This window comes from Kocuria sp., from assembly GCF_030530945.1.
In the GTDB taxonomy this organism is placed as follows: domain Bacteria; phylum Actinomycetota; class Actinomycetes; order Actinomycetales; family Micrococcaceae; genus Kocuria.
On the sequence record NZ_JAUMTZ010000001.1, the window covers coordinates 443,940 to 464,596 of the forward strand.

A 20,657-nucleotide genomic window follows, 5' to 3' on the forward strand; every position below is an offset into this window, starting at 1 on the left:
GGCTCCTCACCGCCGGTGGCCTCGCGCTCTGGCTCTCCCCGGGCTCCCGCCTGCCTGCCCGACGCCGACGCCGCCGCGCCTCCGGTCCCGCCCGTTCCCTTCCCCGCGGGGCGGCGCTGTCCCCGGCGGGAGGGTCCTCGGTGGTCCCTCACCCGGGTTGGGGGCGTCCGGTGTCTTCGGCCCCGGCATCCCTGCACCTGAGGTGTCCGGACCCGGGGGCGAGCGCGGACCCGCGGGTGGGGGCGCGCTGGGCGGCGTCGTCCGAGGGGTTCCCGCCGCTGCCCGCGGCCGCGCTCGTGGAACTGGTCGCGTGCCAGCTGGACGCGGGACTGCCGCTCTCCGAGGCCGTGGGGGTGCTCGCCGCGAGCTGTGCGGGTGCCGCCCACCCGGAACTGGAACGGGTTGCGGGAGCGCTGCGGCTCGGACTGCCATGGGAATCTGCGTGGCCCGGGGAGCAGGAGCTGACCCGGGAGCTGCGCGACGTGCGGGACGCCCTGGACTTCACGGCCACATCCGCGACGGCCTCGGCCTCCGTGCTGCGGGGTCAGGCGGAGCTGGTGCGGCGAGCCCAGTACCGACGCGCGGAACGGGCGGCCGAGGCGCTGGCCGTGAAACTCGTGCTGCCCCTGGGGCTGTGCTTCCTGCCCGCGTTCATGTGCTGGGGCGTGGTCCCCGTGCTCATGAGCCTCCTGCCCCGGGTGTTCGGCTCGTGAGCCGCCGCCCGATCCCGCGGGGGAGGCGCACGAGAGGTCCGCCGGGTCCCGCGCTACCCCGGTCCCGCCCGACGCCCCGTGCGGGACGGAGCGGCCCGGCTCCGACGACACCGAGACGCCCACCCCAACACCATCCACGCACCACGCAGTTCCCACCGAACAGGAGAACCACCATGTCCACCACCACCCTCACCGCCGCTCCCGACGAGACCCCCTCGCACCGCGATCCCGCGATCGACGCCGCCGCCACGGACGAGCTGGCACCCCTGTCCTGGGAGGACCCGGACCTGGGGGCCTCCACCGCGGAGTACGCGGTCATCGTCCTGGCCGCCGCCGCGTTCGGTGGCGTGATGGCCGCGGTGCTGTCCTCGGACTCCGTCTCCGGGATGCTGCTCGGGATCATCCAGAAGGCGCTGTCCATCTGAGTGGCTCGGCCGGCCACGGGCTCCAGGGCCGAGGGCCACAGGACCGCGAGGCGCGCCGGCCGGGAACACGACGAACCGGGGGCGCGGGGTGCACGGCTGCGTGCCGAGCACCCCGCACCCTGCGCCTGGCCCGGAGCTCCGCCCGGTGTTTCAGCCCTGCGCCCGGTCCCAGCACCCCGTCGGGCCCCGGCCTAGGCGCCCGGCTCGGCGTCCCGCCGAGTGCCTCGACCCCGCGCGCAGCCGATGCGCTGTGCGATGTACCGGTTTCGCGCCCGCTCTGGTGTCCCGTGGGGCGCCCCGAATCCGAGCCCAGAACTCACGAAAGGTGCCTGCCATGAGAGGACCAGGACCCACCCGGCCGGTAGAAACCGCCCGGCCGCACACTCCCGGGCGGCCGCACGGACCCACCTGGCCACCGGACCCGGACAGCGGCGCCGTGACCGTGGAGACCGCCGTGATCATGCCCGCACTCGTGCTGCTGCTTGCGGTGCTGCTGGCCGCTGCCGCGGCCGGGATGACCACCGTGCGCTTCGAGGAGGCGGCGCGCGCCTCGGCCCGCGCCGCCGCCCGGGGTGAGGACACCGCCGTGGTGGAGCAGACCGCCCGTGGCGTGGCCGGGACCAGTGCGGCCGTGCAGGTCGCGGCGGACGCGAACCGGGTGACGGTGACCGTCAGCGGACCCGCCCCCGGTGTCCTGGGGCAGTGGAGCTCGTGGCGCCTCGACGCCCACGCGAGCGCTGCGGTGGAGAGCGCCTCGGGGTCCGCCGTGGGCGGCGGCCAGGCCACCGCAGGCGGCGGGGACGTCGGACCACCCAGCACCCGTGTCGGAGCGGGCACCGGGTCGGCGGGGAAGGGGACCGACGGTGCAGGACCGTGACGAGGGCTCGGGGACGGTGCACGGGCTCATCCTCGCCGCGGTCCTGTGCACGCTGCTGATCGCGCTGCTCCTCGTGGTGCAGGCCGCGATCACCACCCACCGCGCGGCCAAGGCGGCGGATCTCGCGGCGCTGGCGGCCGCGGACGTCGCCCGCGGCCTGCAGCCGGGCGTCCCGTGCGAGGTGGCCGCCCGCGTGGCCTCTGAGAACGGTGCGGAGCTGGGCCGGTGCGCGGTGGTGGAGCCGCAGAACACCGCGGTGGACGTCACCGCGGCCATCGAGTTGCCGCCCCCGCTGACCCCCCTGGGCCCCGCCCGCGGGGTCTCCCGGGCCGGTCCGCCGCCGGGGGAGCCGTGATGCCCGCGCGTGGCCGGTCGCACGGCGCCGCGCGGCTCACGGTCCGTCCCCGTGCGATCCGCAGGTTGGACCCCGTGGCGTCCCCCGAGAGCGCGCCCACGGCACAGTGCGAGTACCGCCTACCGGGCTCAGGGCGCGAAGCGCAGCACCCCGTTGAGCAGCTTCAGTGCACCGGCCTTGTCCAGGGGGTTGTTGCGGTTGCCGCACTTGGGCGACTGCACGCACGAGGGGCAGCCGGACTCGCACTCGCACTGGGCGATGGCGTCACGGGTGGCCGTGATCCAGCGCCGGAACATCTCGTAGCCCCGCTCGGCGAAGCCGGCACCGCCGGGATGGCCGTCGTGCACGAAGATGGTGGGCAGCTCGGTGTCCACGTGCAGGGCGGTGGACAGCCCGCCCACGTCCCACCGGTCACAGGAGGCCAGCAGAGGCAGCAGCCCGATCATCGCGTGCTCCGCGGCGTGCAGGGCTCCGGGGATGTCCGGCTCCTCGATGCCCATGGCGGCCAGCTGCGGCCCGGACACCGTGAACCACGTGGCCGCGGTGGACAGCTGCCGCGGCGGCAGCTCCAGCGGTTCCTCCCCGGCCACCTCGTTGGAGGCCACGAGCTTGCGCTGGTAGCTGACCACCTGCGTGGTCACGTCCACGGCCCCGCGGTGGATGCTCACCGGGCCCCACTGCGCGGACTCGGCCTCAGAGACCACCCGCACCTCGGTGACGTCCCGGGCCACGGTGTAGAAGTCCGGGAACGCCCGGTGCACCGCGGCCACGTGCAGCTCCTCGTCCAGCTCGTCCACCAGGTAGGTCCTGCCCTGGTGGACGTACACCGCTCCGGGGTGCGCCTGGTGGTGGGACTGCGGGGCACCCATGGTGCCCAGCACCGTCCCGGTCTCGGAGTCGATGATTTGTACCGGACCCCCGTCCCCGGAACGGATGGACACCATGGCCGCGGGCTGCTCGGCGCGGGTCCAGAACCACCCGGTGGGGCGGCGGCGCAGGTGGCCGGCGGCGGTGAGGGAGTCCACCACGTCGCGCGCGGTGGGCCCGAACAGCTCCAGCTCCTCCGGGCGCAGTGGCAGCTCGGCGGCCGCCGCGCACAGGTGGGGTGCCAGCACGTACGGGTTGGAGGCCTCGAAGACCGTGGCCTCCACGGGGACGTCAAAGATCGCCTCGGGGTGGTTCACCAGGTAGCCGTCCAGGGGGTCGTCCCCGGCGATCAGCGCGGCCAGCGCGTGCTGACCCGCGCGGCCGGCCCGTCCGATCTGCTGCAGGAAGGAGGCACGGGTCCCGGGCCACCCGGCGACCAGCACGGCGTCCAGCCCGGCGATGTCGATGCCCAGCTCCAGCGCGGACGTGCTCGCGACCCCCAGCAGGCGACCGTCCCGCAGCTGCTGCTCCAGCTCGCGCCGCTCCTCCGGCAGGAACCCCGAGCGGTAGGCCGCCACCCTGTGCCCCAGCGCCGGATCAACCTCCTCCAGCTGCCGGTGGGCGTTCTGGGCAATGGTCTCCGCACCGCGGCGGGAGCGGATGAACGCGATGGTGCGGATCTGGCGCAGCACCAGGTCCGTGAGCATGTCGGAGGCCTCTGCGGTGACCGTGCGGCGTCGCGGGGCGCCGTTGTCGGAACCGCCGGGGGACTGCTCCGGCTCCCAGAGCACCACCGTGCGGGAGCCGTGGGGGGAGGTGTCCCGCGTGATGGCTGTTACGTCCTCGGGGTCGGCACCGATGAGCTTGGCGAAGGATTCCTGCGGTGCCGCGCTCGTGGCGGACGCGCCGATGAACCGCGGGCTCGCCCCGTAGTGCGCGGCGATTCGCGAGAGCCGCCGCAGCAGCACCGCCACGTGGGAGCCGAAGACCCCGCGGTAGGAGTGCGCCTCGTCCACGATCACGTGCCGCAGCCGCCGGAAGAACCGGGACCAGCCCGCGTGGTGGGGCAGGATCGCGTGGTGGAGCATGTCCGGGTTGCACAGGATCACGTCCGCGTGCTCGCGGATCCAGCGCCGCTCGGAGGGGTCCGTGTCCCCGTCGTAGGTGGCGGCCCGGACGTCGTCGAAGCCCAGGGAGCGCAGGGAGGAGAGCTGGTCCGCCGCGAGCGCCTTGGTGGGGGAGATGTAGAGGGCGGTGGCCTCGTCCGGGTGGTGCAGCATCCCGGGGCGCTGCGCCACCGCGAGCTTGCCCCGGTGCACCGCGTCCAGCACGAGGGACTGGTACACGAGCGACTTGCCCGAGGCGGTGCCCGTGGCCACGATCGTGTGCCGCGGGGCGGTGAGCGCGGCCACCTGGTGGGCGTAGGGCTCGTGGATGCCCAGCCGCTCGTACGCCGCGGTGACGTCCGGGTGCAGCCACTGTGGCCACGGGGCGTGCTCGGGGGCGCGTTCCGGGATCTCGCGCACGTGGCGCACCTGCTCGGGGCGGGGGCCGCGGCCGAGCAGGTCCACCATCTCCTGGGACGTCGTCACCCCGACATTGTCCTCCACCGTGCGCTCCCACCCCTCACCCGTCCGGCCCGTGCGTGGAATCATGGAGGGCATGAGCAACGACGCCGAGCACCCACACCCCATGAACATCGCCCGCGGGCACCAGGACGCCGCACAGAACCCGCCCGTGACCGAGCTGAGCGAGGAGCAGAGCTGGGAGCTGCTGAAGCAGGCCCGGTTCGCCCGCCTGGCCACCCGCGACGGGGACGAGATCGACATCACCCCGCTGAACATCGTGGCCGACGGCGAGCGCATCTACTTCCGCTCCGCCAAGGGCACCAAGGTGCTGCACCTGCAGCTGAACCCGCACGTGGCGGTGGAGATCGACCGCACCTCCGGTGCCGAGGCGCACTCGGTGGTGGTCCGCGGCACGGCGGCCATGGTCACGGACCCGGACCTGATCGCGCACGTGGAGGAGCTGGGGCTGCGGCCGTGGCTGGACACGGAGAAGATCGAGGTCGTGGAGATCACCCCCACCCGCATCACCGGCCGCGCGTTCCGACTGGGTCGCTGAGCCGTGGTCTCCCCGCACGCCCAGGACACCGCAGACCGCCCGGCGCCGTTCAGCGCGGTGCCGGACGCACCCCGCTCGGACGATTCCGCCCTGCTCGCCGCCCTGCACGCGGACCTCACCGCCGCTGGCTTCACGGTGGACCGCGTGAGCGGGCTTCTGGGGGCGGAGGCCATGTCCGCGTGGTCCCGGGACCAGGCCGTCCCGGCGCGCCGCGCCCTGGCACGCCACGGTGACCAGGACCCCGCCCTCGCCGCCCTCGTCGCGTTCTTCCTGCTGGGGGACCCGGTGCAGACCGCGGCTCTCGACGCCGCCGTGCCCGCCGTGGGTGCCCGGGGTCTCGCGCGCCTCGGCCTGGTGGAGACGGCCGCGGCCGGTGCGGACGACGGACGGGAGCAGGACGGACCGGAGCAGCGGGACGGGTGGCTGCGCGCCGCCATGGACCTGCGCCCGTACGCCACGGACTCCTCCGCGGAGCTGTACGTCGCGAGCGACCTGGGCGCGTTCCAGCGCCCGGGGGTGCTGCGTCGGGACCACGTGCTGGGCATCGGGGGAGCCTCCACCACACTCGTGCAGTCCACGCCGCGGCGGCCGGTGGAGCGCGCCCTGGACCTGGGCACCGGGTGCGGCATCCAGACCTTCCACCTGCTGGCCCACGCCGACCACGTCACCGCCACGGACATCTCCGACCGGGCGCTGGCCACCACCCGCTTCAACCTGGTCCTCAACGCCGCCGCGCTCGCGGTGGACCCGCGGCACCTGGAGCGGCGCGTGCGCCTGGTGAAAGGGAGCCTGCTGGAGCCCGTGGCGGGGGAGCGCTTCGACATGGTGGTCTCGAACCCGCCGTTCGTCATCACGCCGCGCTCCGCCGCCGAGCGGGAGGAGGAACGCTTCACGTACCGGGACGGCGGGCTGCCCGGGGACCGGATCGTCCGTGACCTGCTGGGCGGACTGCCCGCCGTGCTGAACCCCGGTGGCACCGCGCACCTGCTGGCCAACTGGGAGATCCCCCGCGACCCGGAGGCGGAGCCCTCCGCCACGTGGTCCCGCGGACCCGACTCCTGGATCCCGCGCGGCACCGGCGCCTGGATCGTCCAGCGCGAGCTGCAGGACCCGTGCGAGTACGCGGAGACCTGGCTGCAGGACGCCTCCCAGCAGCGCGACCCGCAGGCCTTCGACCGCGCCTACGCCGCGTACCTGGACGACTTCGCCTCCCGCGACGTCGCCGCCGTGGGCTTCGGCATGGTGTGGCTCCAGCGCCCCGCGGACGACGCCCCGGCCGAGACCTCGGCGGGCGACGCCGCCGTGTCACCGCTCCGCCCGGAAGCCACGGGCGGGGCGCACGCACCCACCCCCGGAACCGGAGAGGAGGCAGGGACGGGTGCCGCGGCGTCGTCGTCCGTGCCGCGGATCTTCGAGACGGTCCCGCACCCGATCCAGCAGCCGATCGCCCCGGCGCTGGCCGCGGAGTGGGAGCGGACCGTGCGGATGGCCCGGGAGACGGCCGCCACGCAGCTCGGCGAGAACGCGGGGACGACGGCCGCCGGGCACCCGTGGCTGGGGCGGACCTACACCGTGGCGCCGGACGTGACGGAGGAGCGCCACGGCGCACCGGGTGCCGAGGACCCTTCGCTGATCCTGCTGCGCCAGGGTGCCGGGCTGCGGCGCTCCGTGATCCTCTCCAGTGAGGCCGCGGGGTTCGTGGGCGTGTGCGACGGCGAGCTCGCCGCCGGGCAGATCCTCACCGCGCTGGGGGCCCTGCTGGGCTGGGAGGACGGCCCCGCGGAGCAGCTGCTGCGGGAGGTCGAGGGGCTGATCGTCCACGGCTTCCTGCTGGAGGTGCAAGACTGAAGCAGAGGGCGGAGCCGGGGACCGTGATCCTGGTCCCCGTGTCCCGCCCCGGACCGCGGTGCACGGTCGGGTCCACCAGGCAGGACCTACCGTGCCGTGATCCCCGTACCGTACGCTGACGTCCCGGAAGCGGGCGCAGCACCTGGATCCACGAGCACCACACCGGTCGCCGCTCCCGCAAGGTACGGCGACCACCAGCAACAGACCCGCCCCGAACCACGGGTCACGACGAGGAGCACCTTTGGCACCGAAGGCCACCAAGAACGCCGGCACGGGCAAGAGCCTGCTGATCGTGGAGTCACCGTCCAAGGTGAAGACGATCGCGGGCTACCTGGGGGACGCCTACGAGGTGGAGTCCTCCATGGGCCACATCCGGGACCTGCCCCAGCCCTCCGAGCTGCCCACGGACATGAAGAAGGGCCCGTACGGCAAGTTCGCGGTGGACGTGGAGCACGACTTCGACCCGTACTACGTGGTGAACCCGGACAAGAAGAAGAAGGTCACCGAGCTCAAGCGCAAGCTCAAGGACGCCGACGCCCTCTACCTCGCCACGGACGGGGACCGCGAGGGAGAGGCCATCGCGTGGCACCTGATGCAGGTGCTCAAGCCCAAGGTGCCGGTGTACCGGCTCACGTTCCCGGAGATCACCCGGGAGGCCATCGAGCGCGGCTTCGGCCAGCTGCGGGACATCGACCAGGACCTCGTGGACGCCCAGGAGACCCGCCGGATCCTGGACCGCCTCTACGGCTACGAGATCTCCCCGGTGCTGTGGCGCAAGGTCTCCTCGGGGCTGTCCGCCGGCCGCGTGCAGTCCGTGGCCACCCGCCTGGTGGTCCAGCGGGAGCGCGAGCGGATCGCGTTCGTGCCCGCCGACTACTGGGACCTCACGGGTCAGTTCTCCCGCCCCGAGGGCCAGGACGCCGGGCGCCCGTTCAGTGCGCGGCTCAGCTCGGTGGACGGCCGCCGCGTGGCCACGGGCAAGGACTTCACGGACCGCGGCGAGCTGAAGGCCTCCGGGCAGAACGCCCCCGCCGCCCTGGACGAGACCGTGGCCACCGCGCTCGCGGCCGGGCTGCAGGACGCCGAGTTCTCCGTGCGCTCCCTGGAGACCAAGCCCTACACGCGCCGCCCCGCCGCCCCGTTCACCACCTCCACGCTGCAGCAGGAGGCCGCGCGCAAGCTGCGCTTCACCTCCCGCACCACCATGCGCGTGGCCCAGCGGCTCTACGAGAACGGCTACATCACCTACATGCGCACGGACTCCGTGGCGCTGTCCGACCAGGCGGTCAACGCCGCGCGCTCGCAGGCCAAGGAGCTCTACGGCCCGGAGTTCGTGCCCGCCTCCAAGCGCGTGTACGCCTCCAAGTCCAAGAACGCCCAGGAGGCCCACGAGGCCGTGCGCCCCGCCGGGGACACCTTCCGCACACCCTCCCAGGTGCGCTCGCAGCTGTCCGTGGACGAGTACAAGCTCTACGAGCTGATCTGGAAGCGCACCGTGGCCTCCCAGATGCAGGACGCCAAGGGGGACACCGCCACCGTCCGCCTGGGCGCCACGGCCACCTCCGCCGCCGGTGAGCACGCCGGGGCCGACGCCGAGTTCTCCGCCTCCGGAACGGTCATCACCTTCCGGGGGTTCCTGGCCGCGTACGAGGAGGGCCGGGACGTGAACCCCGAGCTGTCCCAGGACACGGGGAAGAAGGCTCCGAAGGACGAGGACAAGCGGCTGCCGGTGATGTCCGAGGGGGACGCCCTGGACGCCGCGGAGGTCACCGCGGACGGGCACACCACCACGCCCCCGGCCCGCTACACCGAGGCCTCGCTGGTGAAGACCCTGGACGAGCTGGGCATCGGGCGCCCCTCCACGTACGCCGCCACGATCTCCACGATCATGGACCGCGGCTACGTGCAGGTGCGCGGCTCCGCGCTGATCCCCTCGTGGCTCGCGTTCTCCGTGGTGCGTCTGCTGGAGGAGCACTTCTCCGACTACGTGGACTACGACTTCACGGCGGAGCTCGAGGAGGACCTGGACCGGATCTCCCGCGGCGAGGCCGAGCGGGTCAAGTGGCTGGAGGGCTTCTACTTCGGGGAGAACCCCTCGGAGCCCGGGCTGAAGCCGCTCGTGGACGACCTCGGGGAGATCGACGCCCGCGCCGTGAACTCCATCCCCATCACGGACGAGATCACGCTGCGCGTGGGCAAGTTCGGCCCCTACCTGGAGTCCGGCGGCACCGTGGACCCGGAGACCGGTGAGATCACGGACCCGGTGCGCGCGAACGTACCCCTGGACCTCGCACCGGACGAGCTCACCCCTGACAAGGCGCGGGAGCTCATGGAGATCGGCAAGGCGGACGGCCGGGAGCTGGGCGTGAACCCCCAGACCGGTCGGACGGTCGTGGCCAAGGACGGCCGCTACGGGCCCTACGTGACCGAGATCGTTCCGGAGCCCACCCAGGAGGAGCTGGACGCGATCCCCACCGAGTACTACAAGAACGGCAAGCCCAAGCCCAAGAAGGTGGAGAAGCCCAAGCCGAGCACGGCCTCCCTGTTCTCCTCCATGAACCTGCAGGACATCACCCTGGAGGACGCCCTCAAGCTGCTCTCGCTGCCGCGGGAGCTGGGCGAGGACACGGACGGGGAGACCATCACGGTGCAGAACGGCCGCTACGGCCCGTACCTGAAGAAGGGCTCGGACTCCCGCTCCATCTCCTCCGAGGAGCAGATCTTCACCATCACCCTGGAGGAGGCGAAGACCATCTACGCCCAGCCCAAGCAGCGCGGGCGCGCCGCGGCCAAGCCCCCGCTCGCGGACCTGGGTGCGGATCCCCTCACGGAGAAGCGGATGGTCATCAAGGAGGGCCGCTTCGGCGCGTACATCACGGACGGCGAGACCAACGTGACCGTGCCGCGGGCCGAGGCGATCGAGCAGATCACCGCCGCGCGCGCCTCCCAGCTGCTCGCGGAGAAGCGCGCCAAGGGCCCCGCGCCGGCCAAGTCCCCGGCACGCGGCAAGGCCCGCAGCACCTCCAAGGCCTCGACGTCCAAGGCGTCCGCGTCCAAGACCTCCACGAGCACCACCAAGAGCGCGGGCACGAAGGGCAGGACCACGACGGCGAAGCGCACCGCCACGGCCAAGGGCACCTCCTCCTCGGGCACCTCCCGGACGGGCACCCGGAAGGCCCCCGCGAAGAAGACGAGCTGAACGCGGACGGCGCGAGCGGCGTCGTCCGCCCCGGCAATCCCCGGGGCGGTCCGTGGGGGACCGCTCCGCCCGCGAGCGAAGGAACACACATGCGCCTCTCCGTCCTGGACGTCGGGTCCAACACGGTGCACCTGCTCCTGCTGGACGTCTACCCCGGGTCCCGCCCCGAGCCGTACGCGTCCCACAAGGTGGGGCTGCGGCTGGTGGACCACCAGGACGACGCGGGGCGGATCACGGACGAGGGCCGGGACCTGCTCACGGCGTTCGTGGTGGAGGCCCGGGACTTCGCGGTGGAGCACCGCGCGGAGGACCTGCTGGCGTTCGCCACCTCCGCGATCCGCGAGGCGGCGAACGGTGCGCAGGTGCTGGAGCACGTGCAGTCCGTCTCCGGGGTCACGCTCACCGAGCTGTCCGGGGACCAGGAGGCGGCCATCACGTTCTCCGCGGTGCGCCGCTGGTTCGGGTGGAGCGCAGGGCGGATCCTGGACCTGGACATCGGCGGCGGGTCCTTCGAGATGGCGATCGGCACCGACGCCCTGCCCGCGGTGGCCACCTCCGTGCCGCTGGGCGCAGGAAGGCTGTACCGCGGGTACCTGGCGGGCTCGGAGGTCGCCTCCCCTGCGGGGGTCAAGGCCCTGCGCAAGCACGTGCGCACCACGCTGCGCCCCGCGGTGGACCGGATCGTGGCGGGCGGGCACCCGCACCTCGTGGTGGGTACCTCCAAGACGTTCCGCTCGCTCGCCCGGATCTGCGGCGCCGCACCCTCCGCCCAAGGACCGTACGTGCCGCGGGTGATGCACCTGGAGGACCTGCGGCTGTGGACCCGGCGCATGGAGGCCATGAGCGTGGCCGAGCGCGCGGACCTGCCCGGTGTCTCCGCCCAGCGCGCCGCGCAGGTGGTGGCCGGTGCGGTCGTGGCGCAGACCGCCATGGACATGCTCGGCGTGGACACCCTCCAGATCTCCCCGTGGGCCCTGCGCGAGGGCCTCATCCTGCGCCGCATGGACCGGCTGGTGCGCGATGCCACGAGTTCCACCGTCAACCCGAAGGACCTGGTGAGCACCCCGTGACGGAGTCACCCGAGACCTACCGACCCCACGTGGCCCTGTCCACGAGCTCCCTGTACCCGCAGGGCGTGCCGGAGACGTTCGAGACCGCCCGGCGCCTGGGCTACGACAGTGTGGAGGTGCTGGTCACCCACGAGCGGATGAGCCAGCTGACCCACCAGCTGCTGGACAACGTGCAGAAGCACCAGATCCCCATCTCCGCGATCCACGCGCCCACCCTGCTGTTCACCCAGCAGGTGTGGGGCAAGTCCTGGACCAAGATCCAGATGGCCGCCAAGCTCACCCACCAGCTGGGCGCGGAGGTGGTGGTGGCGCACCCGCCGTTCCGGTGGCAGCGCAAGTACGCCCGCAACTTCGTGGCCGGGGTCCGGGAGATCTCCCGGATGACCGGCACCAAGATCTCCGTGGAGAACATGTACCCGTGGCGCGTGGCCGGGCGGGAGGCCGTGGTCTACTCCCCGCACTACAGCCCGCTGGGCCAGGACTACGAGTGGGTCACGTGGGACTTCTCCCACGCCGCCACCGCCAGGATGGACTCGCTCGCCGCGGTGAAGGAGCTCGGCACGCGGCTGGGCCACGTGCACCTCACGGATGGCTCGGGGGAGACCCTCGCGGACGAGCACCTGCTCCCGGGCCAGGGTGTCCAGCCCGTCGCGGAGACCCTCGAGTACCTGCGCGACCAGCGCTGGCAGGGCGTGGTGGGCGTGGAGGTCTCCACCCGCAAGTCCGAGAGCCCGGAGCAGCGCGACGAGTGGCTCGCGCAGTCCCTGGAGTTCGCGCGCCGGCACATGACCGTCTGAACGGCGGGTCCCGGACGACGCCGCCCGCGCCCCCTCCGGTGCGCGGGTGCCCGAACCGCCGCCCGTGCCTTCCGCCCGCGGTCCCCGGCTGCGCGGCAACGGGCCTGCACCGGTGCCCGCCGTGCTCGCGGCGGGTGGTCGGGGCACGGTACCGTCGGAGAGGGCCGCGCCCGGCACCCGTCCGGACCGCCCTCGGCCAGGCGCACCAGCGAGTGGCGGTACCACGTTCCTCCGGCGTCCACCCGGCGCCGGGCCGCCCCGTCATCCCAGTTCCCCACCCCGGTCCCGCAACGCGCGGGTGCTGCGGGCCCGAAAGGACCGATCCGATGAGCGACTCCACCCTCACCTTCCTGGGTGCCGGTTCCATGAACGGCTCCATCCTGCGCGGTGTCCTGGAGAGCGGCAGGGAACCGGGGACCATGCGCGCGACGACCCGTTCGGCGTCGTCCGCGCAGCGCCTGCGCGAGTCCACCGGCGTGACGGTGCTCTCCGGCGAGGAGTCCCAGGACGCGAACCGCGAGGCCGTGGACGGCGCTGGGATCGTGCTGCTGGGCGTGAAGCCGTACGCGGTCCTGGACCTGGCACGGGAGGTCGCCCCGGCACTCGACCCCGCCACGGTGGTGGTCTCCGTGGCCGCCGGTGTCACCCTGGAGGCACTGCAGCGGGCGCTGCCGGAGGGGCAGCCGGTGGTGCGGTGCATGCCGAACACCCCCTCGAGCGTGGGCCGCGGAGTGCTGTCCGTGACCCCTGGAGAGCACACCACGGCCGAGCAGCTGGAGGCCGTGAAGGCCGTGCTGTCCGCCGTGGGCACCGTGGTGGAGGTGCCCGAGCACCTGATCCGCGCCGTCACGGGCGTCTCCGGCTCCGGTCCCGCCTACGTGTTCTACCTGGCCGAGGCCATGCAGCACGCGGGCGAGCAGCTGGGTCTGGACGCGGAGACCGCGCGCGTGCTCGCCAAGGAGACGGTCTCCGGGGCGGGCGTGCTGCTCAGTCCCGAGGACGCCGATCCCGCGGCACTGCGCAAGGCGGTCACCAGCCCCGGCGGGACCACGGAGCAGGCCATCGCCACGTTCGACGAGAAGGGCCTGCGGGAGATCGTCGCCGCGGGCGCCGAGGCCTCCGCACGCAAGGGGGACCAGATGGAGCAGGAGCACGGCGGAGCGTGAGCCCGCCACCCCACGATCACCCCACAGGACCAGGCAAGGCGGCAGCACCATGAGCACATTCGGCATCGAGGAAGAGTTCCTCCTGATCGACCGCGGGGACAGGCTCCCGGCGCGTCCCACCGCGGAGCAGTCCGCCCAGCTGGTTTCCCTGGAGGCGGGCGGCGGGGCCGCCACCCCGGAGTGGCTCGCGTGCCAGGTCGAGGAGACCTCCCCGGTCTTCCACGACGCCGCCGGGGCCGTGGACTCGCTCGTGGGCTTCCGCACCGCACTGCACGAGGCCACGGACGCCCTGGGCATGGACGTGGTGGGCCTCGCGGCCGCGCCGGACATCCGCCCCGAACCCGCGGACGTGACCGCGAACGAGCGCTACCAGCGCCTCGCCGGGTACACCCCGGCGGTCGCCGCGGACCAGTACATCAGCGGCATGCACGTGCACCTGGGCTTCCCGGACATGGAGGACGCCGTGCGCGCGCTCAACGGGCTGCGCGCCTGGCTGCCCGCCCTCGTGGCGCTGGGCGCCAACTCGCCCCTGTGGCGGGGTGCCGAGTCCGGGTACGAGAGCTGGCGCTCCATCCACTACCGCCGGTGGATCGCCAACGACATCCCGCCGCACTTCCGGGACCTCGCGGACCACGACGCGCGCGTGGCCGTGCTCAGCGCGTTCGACATCATGGAGAGCGCCTCCACCCTCAGCTGGCTGGCCCGGCTGTCCCACAAGCACGGGACCCTGGAGATCCGCGCGTGCGACGTGCAGCTCGAGGCGCAGGACTCCGTGGCCATCGCGGTGCTGATCAGGGCGCTCGCGGACCACGTGATGGACGCCCCGCCCGCGGAGGCCCTCAGCCAGGAGTACCTGGACATCGCCCTGTGGCAGGCCGCGCGCTGGGGGCTGAGCGGCCGGGTCCTGGACCCGGCGACCACCGAGCTGGTCCCCGGCGAGAGGCTCGTGGACTCGCTGCTGCACCGCGTGCGGGACTACTACCCGTCGGCCGCGGACCGGGACTTCGCGGAGGCCGGGGTGCGGCGCATCGTCCGCAACGGCAACGGGGCCCTGCGCCAGCGCCGCGCCTTCGCCCGGGCCGGGCTGCCCGGAGTCATGGCCATGGCCACGCGGGCCATGACCGCGGACCCCCGCCGCTGAGGCACGCGGGACGCGCGGTCGGGGGTGGCCCGGCGGCGTCGTCCCCGGGGGCGGAGGCGTGGTCCCCCGCTACGGCCGGGCCGCGAAGCGCTCGATGAGGTCCACGTGGCCGGAGACGATCAGCAGGTCCCGGGAGCTCACGGTGGTGTCCGGGCGGGCATAGGTGAAGTCCTCGCCGGGGGACTTCACGCCCACCACTGTCACCCCGTACTTGGAGCGGATGTCGGACTCCCCGAGCGTGAAGCCCTGGGTCTCGCGGGGAGGGTACATCTTGACGATCGCGAAGTCGTCGTCGAACTCGATGTAGTCCAGCAGCCGGCCCGAGACCAGGTGCGCGGTGCGGCGCCCGGCGTCCGCCTCCGGGAAGATCACGTGGTGCGCGCCGATGCGCGAGAGGATCTTGCCGTGCGCGGGGGAGATGGCCTTCGCCCAGATCCGGTCGATCCCCAGGTCCACCAGGTTCGCGGTGATCAGCACCGAGGACTCGATGGACGTGCCCACCCCCACCACGGCGGAGGAGAACTCGGCGGCGCCGATCTGCCGCAGGGCGTCCATGTCCGTGGCCTCGGCCTCCACCACGTGGGTGAGCTGGCCGGACATCTTCTGCACGAGACTCGCGTCCCGCTCCACGCCCAGCACCTCGCGGCCCTGCTGGATGAGCTGCAGCGCGGTGGCCGCGCCGAACCGGCCCAGGCCCACCACCAGGACGGGGGCGGCGTGTGAGGAGTTCTTAGCCAATGATCGGTCTCTCTTCCGGGTAGGAGTACAGGCGCCGCCTGGAGCGCAGCGCGAGCGCGGTGGCCACGGTGTTGGTGCCGATGCGGCCCACGAGCATGATCACGGACAGCGCGAGCTTGCCGGCGTCCGGGGAGGCCGCGGAGACACCCGTGCTCAGTCCGCACGTGGCGTAGGCGGAGATGACCTCGAACAGCACGTGGTCCAGCGGCAGGTGCGTCACGGCCACCATCACGCTCGAGCCCAGCAGCACCACGGACGCGCCCATCATGATCACCGAGATGGCGATGCGCAGCACGGAGTCCGGAATGGTGCGGAAGAACGCGATCACGGACTGGTCGCCCCGTGCCTCGGCGAGAATCGCCAGGAAGACGACGGCGAGCGTGGTCACCTTGATGCCCCCGGCGGTGGACGCGGAGCCACCTCCGGCAAACATCATGGCGTCCGTGAGCAGGAGGGTGACCTGGGAGGTGTCCGGCATCTCCACCAGGTTGAACCCGCCGGAGCGCATCATCACGGATGCGAAGAAGCCCTGGAAGATCCGCTCCGGCACGGACTTGGTGCCCAGCGTGGCCGGGTTGGTCCACTCCAGGGCCAGGAACAGCACCCACGCGAGCAGCAGCAGGGCGGCGGTGGTGACCACGGTGAGCTTGGCGTTGAGGTTCCAGCGGTTGAAGTGGAACCCCACCTGGCGCAGCACCAGCACCACGGGGAAGCCCAGGGATCCCACGATCACGCCCACGCACACGGGCAGCAGGATGAGCCAGGCGGTGGGCCCGGCGTGGTCGTACGGCACCAGACCGTCCGTGTGCGGGGTGAAGCCGGCGTTGTTGAAGCTCGAGACCGCGTAGAACACCCCGTGCCACAGGGCGGTTCCGAGTGGTTCCCCCTCCGCGAGGAAGCCCACGGAGAGCACCACGGCCAGGGCCACCTCGATGCTCACGGAGGTGATCACGATGATCTGCAGCAGCGAGCCGACCTCGCCCAGCCGCCCGATGTTCAGGGCGTCCTGCGTGATCAGCCGGGACTTCAGCCCCAGCTTCCGCCCGATCGCGAGCGCCAGGATGGAGGTGAGGGTCAGGGTGCCCAGACCGCCCACCTGGATGGCCACCAGGATGACCACCTGCCCGAACACGGACCACTGGGCGGCGGTGGAGACGGTGGTGAGACCGGTGACGGTCACCGCGGAGGTGGCCGTGAACACGGCGTCCACGAAGTGCGTGCTCTGCCCGGGCTTGGCGGCCACGGGCAGCCACAGCAGCAGGGCGAAGCCCAGGTCCACGATCACGAAGACGATCACGGCCAGGCGGGCGGGGGAGGAGCTCGCGATCCTGTCCACGAAGTCCCGGACCCCACGGACGGCCCGGGTGGCCAGGGGTTCCCTGCTGGCCGCCTCCGGGGAGTGCTCCTCCGCGGCGTCCGGCATCTCCAGTTCGCTCACTGCACCTCCTCGCAGGCTCCCACGGCTGGTGGTCGGCGTCCGGCCGGTCCCGGGACCCGGGGTGCGGCACGACGAGCACCAGTATCCCCCGCCGCGGTGCGCTGCCACCACAGCTCCCCCACCGAGTGGTCTAATGGTCGTGTGACCTCTGCAACAGCGGGCGACGGCGCTCCGTACCCCACCAGCGTCTACTGGGATCCCCAGCTGCTCCGGTACGACTTCGGGGACTACCACCCCATGAGCCCCACACGTCTGGACGCCACCATGCGCCTGGTGCGGGAGCTGGAGCTGGACACCGCGGAGAACGTGCGGGTCACGGTGCCGGAGGTCCCGGAGGACGGCGTGCTGGAGCTCGTGCACACCCCGGAGTACGTGGCTTCCGTGCGAGCCGTCTCGGAGGATCCCGCGCGGGAGATCCCGGAGTGCGGCCTGGGCACGGAGGACACCCCCGGCTACGTGGGCATCCACGAGTCCAGTGCCCGCCTGGTGGGCGGCAGCTACCAGGGGGCCGCGGACCTGCTCGCCGGCAGGGCGGTCCACGCGGTGAACTTCAGCGGGGGCATGCACCACGCGGCCGCGGACAGGGCCTCGGGCTTCTGCGTCTACAACGACTGCGCCGTGGCCGTGCAGCACCTGCTGGACAACGGCGTCCAGCGGGTGCTCTACCTGGACGTGGACGGCCACCACGGGGACGGCACCCAGTCGATCTTCTACGACGAGCCGCGCGTGATGACCATCTCCCTGCACGAGACCGGCCTGTCCCTGTTCCCGGGCACGGGCTTCGCGAACGAGATCGGCGAGGGGGAGGCCGCGGGCACCTCCATCAACGTGGCCATGCCCACGCGCGCGGACGACTCCCAGTGGCTGCGCGCGTTCGACGCCGTGGTGCCCCCGATCGCGCGCGAGTTCCGCCCCGAGGTGATCGTCTCCCAGCACGGCTGCGACTCGCACTTCCGGGACGAGCTCACCCACCTGCGCGTCAGCGTGGACGGCCAGCGCCAGATCGCCCTGGCCGTGGCGGACCTCGCGGCTGAGCTGTGCGAGGGCCGCTGGCTCGCCACGGGAGGCGGCGGCTACGACTGCCACGACGCGGTGCCCCGCTCCTGGGCCCACCTGGTGGGGGTGGCCTCCGGGCACCCCGTGGAGCTGAGCACGCCCGTGCCACAGCCGTGGCGTGCGTACATGAGCGAGACCTACGGCGGCCACCCCCCGGAGTTCATGGGCGACGACATCGACCTGTGGTGGCGCTCGTGGGAGATCGGCTACGACCCGAACGACGAGACCGACCGCAGCATCATGGCCACCCGCAAGGAGGTCTTCCCCCACTGGGGGCTGGATCCCTGGTACGACTGAGCTGCCGCGCGGTGCTGGGCGGGCCTGGCGATTGGGGCGGGCGCGGCCCGTCCGTCTAAGGTGTTTCCCATGTCCCACGATGCATATTCCGCGCTGTCCGACCCCACACGTCGCCGCATCCTGGCGGTCCTGCACGGCGGTGCCAGGCCTGTGGGGGACCTGGTCACGGAGCTCGGGGTCTCCCAGCCCACGGTGTCCAAGCACCTGAAGGTGCTGCGCGACGCCGGGATGGTCACCACCCGCGCGGAGGGGCAGAAGCGTTTCTACAGCATCGTGGCGGAGCCGTTCATCCCCGTGGTGCAGTGGCTCACCGACCTCGTGGCCACCGCGCAGGCGCAGGACGGGACGACGACGGCGGACGCGCCCGTCTCCGAGCGGGAGCCGGGTGCCGAGACCCCGGACCTCTCCCGCCCGCCCGAGGCGCAGGAGCCGAACCCGAGCCGTGTGCCCGCGGCGGATCCCGAGGGCCTCGGGGAAGCCACGCCGCTCGACACCGGGGCGGACCCGGATCCGGAGACCGTGCCCGAGGGCACCACCGGGCCGGAAGCGACCCCCGAGCCGCAGCCCCGGTCCGTGCCGTGGTTCACGGCCGAGACGGCCGAGGTCGTGGACGCGGCAACCCCGGCGGGGGAGCAGGACACGGGGGAGGCGGACGCCGGAGGGGCGGCCGCCGGCGAGGCCGGCGCCGTGGAGGTGGAGCTCACGGAGATCGAGATCACCGAGACCTCCGGGGCCGAGCTCGACGACGACACCGGCGCCGCGGACCTGGACCTCACCGACGCATCGGCCTCCGACGCCCCCGCCGCAGAGGCGCCCACGGCCGAGGCCTCCACCGCGGAGGTGGGCGGCGCGGACGAGGTGCGCGGCGGCGTCGTCGAACCGGCCGCGGCGGGCGGGGCCGAAACCGGCCCCGAGAGCGCAGCCGCTAGTGTGGGTGACGATGTCCACGCCGAATCGGCCGCGCAGCGCCCCGCTGAGCGGCAGGACGAGCCCCGCGACATCCACACCCGTGACGCCCTCGAGGAGATCGAGGCGCCCGGGAACGAGGAGATGATGCGCCCCCGCGGTGGGGCGCACCGCCGTCAGAGCGGTCTGCTGTCCACTCTGACGGGATTCCGGCGCAGGGGTCGCGGTTCGCGCCGCGACTGAGGGCCATCCACCGACACCCGAAGACGGCAGGAGAGACATGCACGAGAAACTGATCCCCATCCGGCAGGCAGTCACGGCACGGAACCCGGGGGAGTCCGAGTTCCACCAGGCCGTGGACGAGGTCTTCGAGTCGCTGGGCCCCGTGGTGGCCCGCTACCCGGAGCTGCTGGACTCCGCGATCGTGGAGCGCATCTGCGAGCCGGAGCGTCAGATCATCTTCCGGGTCCCCTGGACGGACGACCACGGCACGGTGCACATCAACCGCGGCTTCCGGGTGGAGTTCAACTCCGCGCTCGGGCCCTACAAGGGCGGTCTGCGCTTCCACCCCTCGGTGTACCTGGGGATCGTGAAGTTCCTGGGCTTCGAGCAGATCTTCAAGAACGCCCTGACCGGCATGCCGATCGGCGGCGGCAAGGGTGGATCGGACTTCGATCCCAGCGGGCGCAGCGACGCGGAGATCATGCGGTTCTGCCAGTCCTTCATGACCGAGCTGTACCGCCACATCGGGGAGTACACGGACGTTCCCGCCGGTGATATCGGCGTGGGCGGGCGCGAGATCGGCTACCTGTTCGGCCAGTACAAGCGCATCACCAACCGCTACGAGTCCGGTGTGCTCACCGGCAAGGGCCTGTCCTGGGGCGGGTCCCTGGTGCGCACCGAGGCCACCGGCTACGGCGCGGTGATGTTCGCGGAGGAGATGCTCAGGACCAGGGGCCTGGACTTCGAGGGCCGGGACGTGGTCGTCTCCGGCTCCGGCAACGTGGCGATCTACGCGATCGAGCGCGCCCAGTCGCTGGGCGCCAGGGCGCTGACCGCCTCGGACTCCAGCGGCTACGTGGTGGACACCGACGGCATCGACCTGGAGCTGCTCAAGCAGATCAAGGAGGTGGAGCGCGGCCGGATCGGCGAGTACGCCGAGCGCCGCGGCGCCAGTGCCCGCTTCGTGGCGGACGGCTCCGTGTGGGACGTCCCCGGTTCCGTGGCCCTGCCGTGCGCCACCCAGAACGAGCTCAACGGACGCCAGGCCAAGACCCTGCTGGAGAACGGCGTGGTGGCGGTGGCCGAGGGTGCGAACATGCCCTGCACCGCGGACGCCGTGCACCTGTTCCAGGAGTCCGAGGTGCTGTTCGCGCCGGGCAAGGCGGCGAACGCCGGCGGTGTGGCCACCTCCGCGCTGGAGATGCAGCAGAACGCCTCCCGCGACTCGTGGGGTTTCGACTACACCCAGGACCGGCTGCAGGAGATCATGCGCGGCATCCACGAGAGCTGCGCGGCCACCGCGGACGAGTTCGGGATGCCCGGCAACTACGTGGCCGGGGCGAACATCTCCGGGTTCATCAAGGTGGCCCGGGCCATGGTGGCGCAGGGAATCATCTGAGGGATCGCGGTCCCGTGAC

General features: G+C 72.7%; 17 protein-coding genes. 14 read left to right on the top strand and 3 right to left on the bottom strand.

The window, feature by feature from the left end:
- Window positions 1–236 precede the first annotated feature (236 nt).
- From Q4A22_RS02030 to Q4A22_RS02045, 4 genes are all read left to right on the top strand, one after another.
- Entirely contained in the window at window positions 237–713 is a 477-nt protein-coding gene (locus Q4A22_RS02030; RefSeq protein ID WP_303176850.1) for a type II secretion system F family protein, read from the top strand.
- 173 nt (window positions 714–886) lie between these two features.
- Window positions 887–1,138 carry a DUF4244 domain-containing protein gene (locus Q4A22_RS02035; RefSeq protein ID WP_303176851.1) on the top strand — a complete coding sequence of 84 codons (252 nt, stop codon included), beginning with the start codon at window positions 887–889 and terminating at the stop codon, window positions 1,136–1,138.
- A gap of 436 nt (window positions 1,139–1,574) precedes the next feature.
- Window positions 1,575–2,015: a TadE family type IV pilus minor pilin gene (locus Q4A22_RS02040; RefSeq protein ID WP_303176852.1), complete on the top strand. Its 441-nt coding sequence runs from the start codon at window positions 1,575–1,577 to the stop codon at window positions 2,013–2,015.
- Window positions 2,002–2,370 carry an Rv3654c family TadE-like protein gene (locus Q4A22_RS02045; RefSeq protein ID WP_303176853.1) on the top strand — a complete coding sequence of 123 codons (369 nt, stop codon included), beginning with the start codon at window positions 2,002–2,004 and terminating at the stop codon, window positions 2,368–2,370. The genes Q4A22_RS02040 and Q4A22_RS02045 overlap by 14 nt, the downstream gene beginning before the upstream one ends.
- A 128-nt stretch (window positions 2,371–2,498) precedes the next feature.
- Here Q4A22_RS02045 and Q4A22_RS02050 read toward each other — a convergent pair whose 3' ends face one another.
- Window positions 2,499–4,829: a DEAD/DEAH box helicase gene (locus Q4A22_RS02050; protein WP_303176854.1), complete on the bottom strand. Its 2,331-nt coding sequence runs from the start codon at window positions 4,827–4,829 to the stop codon at window positions 2,499–2,501.
- Between the two features lie 70 nt (window positions 4,830–4,899).
- Between Q4A22_RS02050 and Q4A22_RS02055 the strand changes: the two genes are divergently transcribed.
- The 7 genes from Q4A22_RS02055 (at window position 4,900) to Q4A22_RS02085 (ending at window position 14,582) form a co-directional block, all read left to right on the top strand.
- Complete coding sequence (locus tag Q4A22_RS02055) at window positions 4,900–5,361, top strand: pyridoxamine 5'-phosphate oxidase family protein (RefSeq protein WP_303176855.1); 462 nt, start codon at window positions 4,900–4,902, stop codon at window positions 5,359–5,361.
- A gap of 3 nt (window positions 5,362–5,364) precedes the next feature.
- A complete protein-coding gene (locus tag Q4A22_RS02060; RefSeq protein WP_303176856.1) occupies window positions 5,365–7,209 on the top strand; it encodes a methyltransferase in 1,845 nt (614 codons plus the stop codon).
- Between the two features lie 241 nt (window positions 7,210–7,450).
- A complete protein-coding gene (topA, locus tag Q4A22_RS02065) occupies window positions 7,451–10,408 on the top strand; it encodes a type I DNA topoisomerase (RefSeq protein WP_303176857.1) in 2,958 nt (985 codons plus the stop codon).
- An 89-nt stretch (window positions 10,409–10,497) separates the two neighbouring features.
- Window positions 10,498–11,478 carry a Ppx/GppA family phosphatase gene (locus Q4A22_RS02070; RefSeq protein ID WP_303176858.1) on the top strand — a complete coding sequence of 327 codons (981 nt, stop codon included), beginning with the start codon at window positions 10,498–10,500 and terminating at the stop codon, window positions 11,476–11,478.
- A complete protein-coding gene (locus Q4A22_RS02075) occupies window positions 11,475–12,275 on the top strand; it encodes a sugar phosphate isomerase/epimerase (RefSeq protein WP_303176859.1) in 801 nt (266 codons plus the stop codon). The genes Q4A22_RS02070 and Q4A22_RS02075 overlap by 4 nt, the downstream gene beginning before the upstream one ends.
- Before the next feature lie 326 nt (window positions 12,276–12,601).
- A complete protein-coding gene (gene proC, locus Q4A22_RS02080) occupies window positions 12,602–13,441 on the top strand; it encodes a pyrroline-5-carboxylate reductase (RefSeq protein ID WP_303176860.1) in 840 nt (279 codons plus the stop codon).
- Between the two features lie 49 nt (window positions 13,442–13,490).
- A complete protein-coding gene (locus tag Q4A22_RS02085; RefSeq protein WP_303176861.1) occupies window positions 13,491–14,582 on the top strand; it encodes a YbdK family carboxylate-amine ligase in 1,092 nt (363 codons plus the stop codon).
- A 69-nt stretch (window positions 14,583–14,651) separates the two neighbouring features.
- Here Q4A22_RS02085 and Q4A22_RS02090 read toward each other — a convergent pair whose 3' ends face one another.
- A complete protein-coding gene (locus Q4A22_RS02090) occupies window positions 14,652–15,320 on the bottom strand; it encodes a TrkA family potassium uptake protein (RefSeq protein ID WP_303176862.1) in 669 nt (222 codons plus the stop codon).
- On the bottom strand, window positions 15,313–16,758 hold the full coding sequence (locus tag Q4A22_RS02095; RefSeq protein WP_303176863.1) for a TrkH family potassium uptake protein: 1,446 nt from the start codon (window positions 16,756–16,758) through the stop codon (window positions 15,313–15,315). Before Q4A22_RS02095 ends, Q4A22_RS02090 begins: the two co-directional genes overlap by 8 nt.
- A gap of 141 nt (window positions 16,759–16,899) precedes the next feature.
- Here Q4A22_RS02095 and Q4A22_RS02100 point away from each other — a divergent pair, with 141 nt between their 5' ends.
- The 3 genes from Q4A22_RS02100 (at window position 16,900) to gdhA (ending at window position 20,638) form a co-directional block, all read left to right on the top strand.
- The gene (locus tag Q4A22_RS02100) at window positions 16,900–18,111 is read left to right on the top strand and encodes an acetoin utilization protein AcuC (protein WP_303176864.1); all 1,212 of its coding nucleotides are present in this window, start codon (window positions 16,900–16,902) and stop codon (window positions 18,109–18,111) included.
- 69 nt (window positions 18,112–18,180) lie between these two features.
- Window positions 18,181–19,260: a helix-turn-helix transcriptional regulator gene (locus Q4A22_RS02105; protein WP_303176865.1), complete on the top strand. Its 1,080-nt coding sequence runs from the start codon at window positions 18,181–18,183 to the stop codon at window positions 19,258–19,260.
- Window positions 19,261–19,297: 37 nt separating this feature from the next.
- Window positions 19,298–20,638 carry an NADP-specific glutamate dehydrogenase gene (gene gdhA / locus Q4A22_RS02110; RefSeq protein WP_303176866.1) on the top strand — a complete coding sequence of 447 codons (1,341 nt, stop codon included), beginning with the start codon at window positions 19,298–19,300 and terminating at the stop codon, window positions 20,636–20,638.
- Window positions 20,639–20,657 lie beyond the last annotated feature (19 nt).